This is a genomic window from Arthrobacter sp. JCM 19049 (assembly GCF_001310435.1).
In genome coordinates, this window is sequence record NZ_BAXF01000106.1 from 1 (window position 1) to 6,336 (window position 6,336).

Annotated in this window: 10 protein-coding genes and 2 pseudogenes; 8 read left to right on the top strand and 4 right to left on the bottom strand. The window is 65.4% G+C overall.

All coding sequences use genetic code 11. The annotated features are described in order from the left end of the window. From JCM19049_RS06940 to JCM19049_RS06955, 4 genes and pseudogenes are all read left to right on the top strand, one after another. Positions 1-212, top strand: a pseudogene (locus JCM19049_RS06940) (hypothetical protein); the annotation flags it as partial. A gap of 25 nt (positions 213-237) precedes the next feature. Next, positions 238-926 (top strand): annotated as a pseudogene (locus JCM19049_RS06945) (AzlC family ABC transporter permease). Then, positions 923-1,240 carry an AzlD domain-containing protein gene (locus tag JCM19049_RS06950; RefSeq protein ID WP_279402652.1) on the top strand — a complete coding sequence of 106 codons (318 nt, stop codon included), beginning with the start codon at positions 923-925 and terminating at the stop codon, positions 1,238-1,240. The pseudogene JCM19049_RS06945 and the gene JCM19049_RS06950 overlap by 4 nt, the downstream one beginning before the upstream one ends. Before the next feature lie 84 nt (positions 1,241-1,324). Then, entirely contained in the window at positions 1,325-1,639 is a 315-nt protein-coding gene (locus JCM19049_RS06955; protein WP_054821224.1) for a thiamine-binding protein, read from the top strand. A gap of 103 nt (positions 1,640-1,742) precedes the next feature. Here JCM19049_RS06955 and JCM19049_RS06960 read toward each other — a convergent pair whose 3' ends face one another. Next, on the bottom strand, positions 1,743-2,114 hold the full coding sequence (locus JCM19049_RS06960; protein ID WP_054821225.1) for a hypothetical protein: 372 nt from the start codon (positions 2,112-2,114) through the stop codon (positions 1,743-1,745). A gap of 229 nt (positions 2,115-2,343) precedes the next feature. Between JCM19049_RS06960 and JCM19049_RS06965 the strand changes: the two genes are divergently transcribed. From JCM19049_RS06965 to JCM19049_RS19235, 3 genes are read left to right on the top strand one after another with little or no spacing between them, the layout of a single operon-like run. Next, positions 2,344-2,829 carry a GNAT family N-acetyltransferase gene (locus JCM19049_RS06965; RefSeq protein WP_279402653.1) on the top strand — a complete coding sequence of 162 codons (486 nt, stop codon included), beginning with the start codon at positions 2,344-2,346 and terminating at the stop codon, positions 2,827-2,829. Continuing rightward, positions 2,822-3,253: a hypothetical protein gene (locus JCM19049_RS19230; protein WP_279402654.1), complete on the top strand. Its 432-nt coding sequence runs from the start codon at positions 2,822-2,824 to the stop codon at positions 3,251-3,253. Before JCM19049_RS06965 ends, JCM19049_RS19230 begins: the two co-directional genes overlap by 8 nt. Next, positions 3,136-3,648 carry a fused MFS/spermidine synthase gene (locus JCM19049_RS19235; RefSeq protein ID WP_279402655.1) on the top strand — a complete coding sequence of 171 codons (513 nt, stop codon included), beginning with the start codon at positions 3,136-3,138 and terminating at the stop codon, positions 3,646-3,648. Before JCM19049_RS19230 ends, JCM19049_RS19235 begins: the two co-directional genes overlap by 118 nt. Before the next feature lie 6 nt (positions 3,649-3,654). Here JCM19049_RS19235 and JCM19049_RS06975 read toward each other — a convergent pair whose 3' ends face one another. From JCM19049_RS06975 to JCM19049_RS06980, 3 genes are all read right to left on the bottom strand, one after another. Then, positions 3,655-3,837, bottom strand: a complete 183-nt coding sequence (locus JCM19049_RS06975) for a DUF2087 domain-containing protein (RefSeq protein ID WP_054821226.1) — start codon at positions 3,835-3,837, stop codon at positions 3,655-3,657. Beyond that, complete coding sequence (locus JCM19049_RS19240; protein WP_279402656.1) at positions 3,789-4,067, bottom strand: hypothetical protein; 279 nt, start codon at positions 4,065-4,067, stop codon at positions 3,789-3,791. Before JCM19049_RS19240 ends, JCM19049_RS06975 begins: the two co-directional genes overlap by 49 nt. A 259-nt stretch (positions 4,068-4,326) precedes the next feature. Then, positions 4,327-5,784: an NCS2 family permease gene (locus JCM19049_RS06980; protein WP_054821227.1), complete on the bottom strand. Its 1,458-nt coding sequence runs from the start codon at positions 5,782-5,784 to the stop codon at positions 4,327-4,329. 169 nt (positions 5,785-5,953) lie between these two features. Here JCM19049_RS06980 and JCM19049_RS06985 point away from each other — a divergent pair. Next, the coding region (locus tag JCM19049_RS06985) for a universal stress protein (protein ID WP_279402657.1) at positions 5,954-6,336 on the top strand (383 nt) is incomplete at its 3' end.

Sequence of the window (6,336 nt, forward strand, 5' to 3'; positions counted from 1 at the left end):
GGCGGGTCGATGAGCTGCTTGCCACCGGCGCAGCGGTCACCAGCTCCATCGCCGCCGATGGGACCCGCACGGTCAGCATCCAGGGCGTGAACAGTGAACCGTGCGGCGGCACCCACGTCCAGCACGTGTCCCAGCTGCGGCAGGTGCAAATTGGTCAGGCCCGCGTCAAGCGCGGGGTGTACAAGGTGCGCTACGATGCCGGACATGCCTAGGGGCAAACTGACGCCGGCGACCCGGATGGGCCTGTCCATAGCGATTGCCACTGGCTGTACGGCATTTCCTTCGGGGCCCTGGCCATCGCCGCGGGACTGAACCTGTGGCAGACGGTGGCCCTGAGCGCGCTGATGTTCACCGGTGGTTCGCAGTTCGCATTTATCGGGGTGATCGCCGGCGGCGGGACGGCCTCGGCCGCCTTTACCGCCGCCTCGCTGCTTGGGGTGCGCAACGCGGTCTACGGCATGCAGATCAAGCAGGCCCTGCGTCCGCGGGCTGGCCAGGTGCCGCTGATGGCCCACGTGACCATCGACGAATCCGTGGCAACCTCGCTGGCCCAGTCCTCCCCGGCAGAGAAGTCCCGCGGGTTTTGGACCGCGGGCCTGGGAGTGTTCATCCTGTGGAACCTGTTCACCCTGGCCGGGGCACTGCTGGGAGAGTCCCTGGGGGACCCGGCCGCCTGGGGGCTTGACGGCGCGGCCGTGGCCGCGTTCCTGGGCCTGCTTTGGCCCCGGTTGAAGGGCGCCGAGCCGATCCTGGTGGCGATCGGTGCGGCGCTGGTCACCGCGCTGGCGGTACCCTTCACTGCGCCGGGCCTGCCGATCCTGATCGCCGCAGCAGGCGCGGTGCTGTACGCCCTGGCCGGGTCCCGGCACGCGCCGCGGGCCACCGAGCACGGCAGACTGCGTGAAGTTGATGGAGGCAAGCCGTGAGTGAATTGAGCTGGTGGATCCTGGGCGCCTGCTTGAGCGCCTTCGCGATCAAGCTGTGCGGCTACTTCGTGCCGCGCCGGGTGCTGGATTCCCCGGTGATGTCCCGCGTCGCCGGCATCCTGACCATTGCCCTGCTGGCCTCGCTGGTGACCATGAACGGGTTCACCTCCGGGCAGGACTTGGTCATTGACGCACGGGTGGGGGCCCTGGCCGCCGCGGCGATTGCGCTGCTGTTGCGGTCCCCGTTCCTGTTGGTGGTAATTGCCGGGGCAGGGGCCGCGATCCTGCTGCGGGCCACCGGGCTGGCCGCGTAGCGTACGCACGCAAGGGATGACAATGCCGGTGGGACGGTGGCACAGTGGGGATCGACACCACCTGCCCCAAGGAAGGATTCTCCCATGATCGTCGCATTCTCCGTAGCCCCATCCGGAACCGGCAGCAACCCCGACGGCTCCGTCCACGATGCCGTCGCCGCTGCAGTCAAGGTCGTCCGCGACTCGGGCCTGCCCAATAGGACATCGAGCATGTTCACCGAACTTGAAGGCAGCTGGGACGAGGTCTTCGACGTCGTCAAGCGGGCCACCGAGGCCGTGGCCCCGTTTGGGTCGCGGATCTCCCTGGTCATCAAAGCCGACATCCGCCCGGGTTACGAAGGTGAGATCCACGGCAAACTCGAACGCCTGGAGAGCGCCATCGAGGAATCCGGGCAGTAGCGGCCCGCCAGCCGAAGGGGGAAGCCGTCGATGTGCTCCGCCCGGGTTTGCGGGGGCGGGAGGTTGCCGCAACGCGTTGGGCCGAGGAGACGAAGAAGCCGGGCTAGACGTGGTGCTCGCTATCCACCAGTGGCTCCTGGACAGGGCGCGGCTCACCGATCACCGGATAGCTGCGGGCCAGGTAATAGGTGGCAACCCCGCCCACCACGGCGATGAGCGGGCCCATCCAAAAGGTGACCGGCCCGGAAAGCAGCCCGCAGATGCTCGGAGCCAGCACCAGCGGCACCAGGTAGTACCAGTGCCTGCGGTTCAGCTGCGCGGAGCCGCGTTCAAGCTGGGCGATTACGGTGAAGCAGCCCATCAGCAGGATCGCCCCGGCCACCGCCAGCCACAGCCCGGGCGCCAGGCAGATCACCAGCGAAAAGCCCGTCACCATGGCGGCGGCCACCCACGCGAACTTTTCATTGTTGCTCACGCGTCAGGGCACCTCCAAGGCGGGTCGTGGTGCCGGTGGGCACCGAGTGTTTGTCTAAATGCCAGTCTTTCAAATCCGGGCGGGGCGCTCAATCGTACTTAAGTAGGAGAGCATCCGCGCGCCCAACGTGAGATGGCTGAAATTTTCCATCCGCGTGGTTTCTTGGCCACTCTCGCATGGCCTGTCGTACGCTGTAGTGGTGCAACTGAGGAACGACTATCGAATTCGTTTGGCCCGGACCGAGGACATCCGCCCGGCACTGCTGATGAAATTGCAGGCATGGCGCGAGGCGTATGGGCATCTGCGGCCCGAATCCTTCTTTACCGAGCAGGAGGACCAGCTAGAGGCGCAGGTCCAATGGTGGGAGCGCGGGATTGAGGCCGGCGCCCAGTTCTACGTCGCCGAACTGGCCGACGGGACCATCATCGGACTGGCTGGGGGTACCCCGGTGATCGATGAGGACAAGGACACCGGGGTCGAGATCGAGCTGGGCATGCTCTATGTGCTCTCCCCGCTGTACGGAACCGGGGTGGGCGAACACCTGCTGGAGACCGTGCTTTGTCGGCGCGACGCGCTGGTTTGGGTTCTGGAGCAGAACTCCCGCGCCCGGGCCTTCTATGCCAAGCACGGTTTTGAGACGGACGGTACCGGGGAAGACCTGGCCGGCTGCTGGGAAGGCCTGCGCGAAATCCGGATGGTGCGAAAACGTGGCTAGAACCACCGGTGCCCTGCTGCCCGGGCAGTACCCGATTGACACCGGACTGGCGGAGATTGAGCCGGACCCGTACGGGGCCGAACGCTACATCCTCAAGGTCAACGGGGTGCCCTCCTCGCATATTGACCTGAATGATCCCACGTTCCTGGACTTCGAATACATGCGGTGGATGCAACCGCTGTTTGGGTTCGGCTATCCGGCGGAGCGGTTTGATGGCCGGCAACGCAAGCTGCGCGTCCTGCATCTGGGCGGGGGCGGATGCACCATGGCGCGCTGGGTGGCAGCCACCTACGACACGCCCGGCAGGTGGTGGTGGAACTTGACGCCAAGCTCGCCGAGCTGGTGCGCACCCAGTTCCAGGTGCCCCGGGCCCCACTGGTGCGCCTGCGGGTGGGGGATGCCGCGCAGGTACTGCCCGGCCTGAGCGATGCCAGCCGGGACATCATCATCCGGGATGTCTTCGCCGGCAGCACCACCCCGGTGGAACTGACCACGCTGGAATATGCCCGTCAGGTGCAGCGCGTACTGGATGTGGGCGGCACCTACCTGGCCAATTGCGGGGACACCGCGGATCTGGCCGGGGCGCGGGCCGAGGCCGCCACCCTCAGCGAGGTGTTCGCCCATGTGGCCATGGTGGCCGATGCCCCCATGTTCAAGGGGCGGCGCTACGGGAACATCGTGTTCTTGGCCAGTGACGAACCGCTGCCGCTGGATGCCGGATTCGAACGCAACCTGCGCATGGCCCCGTTGCCGGCCCAGGTCATTTCCGGGGCCGGGGTGCGCCGCTTTATTGCCGGCGCCAGCCCGATCAGCGGCTAGCCTGCGTTACGCCGCGCCGGTGCTTCGGTAGGCGCTGCCGTTCGCGCTGCGTTCCAGAAGCAAGCCGTCAACCATGTAGCGGCGCAGCAACGCGACGTCCGGGTGGATTGTGCGCAGCCGGTCGTTGAGCCGCTCTTCACTTAATTCCTCATCAGCGCCAATCGCCGCATCCCGGATCTGGCGCAGCACCTCGTGCCGTTCAGCGGCTTCGCCGGCAGCGAGAGCAGGCGCGGCCCGTTGAAAAATCGCTGCACCCCTTCGGGCTTGGGCCGGGCCCGAGCCCGAAGGGCCGAGGTGAGCAGCTGCTCGTTCAGCTCCCAGCCCGGCCCCTGGCGCAACAGGCCAATTTTCTCCCACCGCTCCAGATTCTTCGTGGTGGTTCGATCCTCGGGCAGCTGCTCTTGCTGGCCGCAGAGCACCAGCCCAGCACGTGGCGCATCCCTGGATTCTTCATGCCGGCAAAAACTTCGATCCATTGGGTGCCCATGCCGCGTAACCTCCTGCAGGTGGGATGTGGTATTCGGCCGCCGCGGAGCGCAGGACCGTTGTCGGTGAGTCTACATTGACCCATCACGGCCGTGGCGCATGCCGGATGGCTCGGTGTACGACAAACGGGTCGAATCCGGAGCGCCATCCGACGCTCCAGAATCGACCGCGCTGCGCAGGGGCGTGGAACAGCTACACGCCCGTGAGCTGCTCGATCAGGCCAATGCCGAAGAACAACACGAAGGCGGCGGCCACTACCCACATCAGAGGGTGCACTTCGCGGGCCCGGCCCTGGGCTGAGCGGATAAACACGAAGGCGATGAAGCCGGCGCCAATGCCGTTGGCGATCGAGTAGGTGAACGGCATCAGGGTGAAGGTCAGGAACGCCGGCAGCGCCAGGCCCCAGTCGTTCCAGTCGATCTTGGTGACCTGCGAGATCATCATGAAGCCAACCACCACCAGTGCTGGGGCCACGGCCTCGAAGGGCACCAGGTAGATCAGTGGGGTCAGGAACATGGCGGCCAGCAGCAGCAGTCCAGTGATCACCGAGGCAAACCCGGTCCGTGCGCCTTCGCCGATGCCGGCGCCGGACTCGACGAAAATCTGGGACGAGGAGCTCGAGGTGCCGCCACCGACAATGGCGCCGGCGGCATCCACCAGCAGGACCTTCTCAACGTCGGGGATGTTGCCTTCCTCGTCGATGTTCCCGGCCTCGGCCGCCAAGCCCACCATGGTGCCCATGGCGTCAAAGAAGATTGACAGAAGGATCACGAACGCCAGCAGCAGCGCTGCGGTCACGCCCAGGGAGGAGAACGCGCCGATCGGGTTCACGTGGCCGATCAGGCTCAGATCCGGCAGGGTCCAGGAGGGAAGGGAGGGGACCACCAGCGACCAGCCGCTGGGGTTCTCGGCGCTGGAGGCACCGATGTCAAACATGGCCTCCAGGATGTTGGCCAGCACCGCTGCGGCGACAATGCCGATGAGGATGGCCCCCTTGACCTTGCGGACCACCAGGGCCATGGTCAGCAGCAGTCCGACGATGAACACCAGGATGGGCCAGCCTAGCAGCTTGCCGTCAAAGCCCAACCCCACCGGAACCGTGGTGCCCGCGGCGTCCGGGATGCGGCGCACAAATCCCGAGTTGACCAGGCCGATCAGGGCAATGAACATGCCGATGCCCACTACGATCGCCGTTTTCAGCGAGGCCGGCACCGCGTTGAACACCGCCGTTCTAAAGCCGGTTAGCACCAAAACGAACATCACCACGCCGGCGATGACCACCAGGCCCATGATGTCCTGCCAGGTAAGGCCCGGATTGGTGGCTACGGTGATGGCCACAAACGCATTTACGCCAAGGCCGGTGGCCATGGCGAAGGGGTGGCGGGCCCAGACGCCCATGATGATGGTCAGGATGCCGGCCACGAACGCGGTCACGGCGGCCACGCGCTGCAGCCCGAGCTCGGTGCCGCTGGCATCGGCCCCGGAGAGCACCAGCGGGTTGAGCACGACGATGTAGCTCATCGCAAAGAAGGTGGCGATGCCACCGCGGATTTCGGTGGAGAAGGTTGATTGGCGTTCGGAGATCTTGAAATAGCGGTCTACGCGCTGGGCGAACGTAAGTGTCGCGGGGGTTTGGGTGCTGGAGGACATGGTAAAAATTCTATGCTTTTCTGCCTCGGTGAAAAACCCCGAACCCCGCAATGAGTAGGCTGTGCGTGAAATCATTAGACCCAACTCACACCAATGGGAAGAATGGAAGTACATTGGGGGTAACGGGAATCACCCCGATGTAAGTGCCGGGCTATGAGGAGTGAATCTGATGAGCGACCAGACACCTGCCGCAACCGAGAAGATCGAGGGGATCGTCGTTGGCGTCGATGGCTCCCAGCAATCGCGTTGCGCCCTGAAGTGGGCGGTGCGTGAGGCGAGCCGCAGGGGAACCGTGCTGAACGTGGTTTCGGCGTACACCATTCCGGTGTTCGCCGCATCGTCAATGGACGCGGGCTATTCCACCCTGGACGACGACTTGATCCGTGGCGGCGCCGAGGACATTGTGCGTCAGGCCCGCGAGGAAATAGGGGACACCGACGTTCAGGTTCGCACCTACATTGAATCCGGGGACCCCGCTGGAGTGCTATTGGACCTGAGCAATGACGCCGATCTGGTGGTCGTGGGCACCCGCGGCCGCGGCGGCTTCGTCGG

Excerpts from the sequence above, each read along its gene's own strand:
- JCM19049_RS06955 (WP_054821224.1), top strand. The coding sequence starts at position 1,325 with ATGATCGTCGCATTCTCCGTAGCCCCATCCGGAACCGGCAGCAACCCC.
- JCM19049_RS06980 (WP_054821227.1), bottom strand. The coding sequence starts at position 5,784 with ATGTCCTCCAGCACCCAAACCCCCGCGACACTTACGTTCGCCCAGCGC.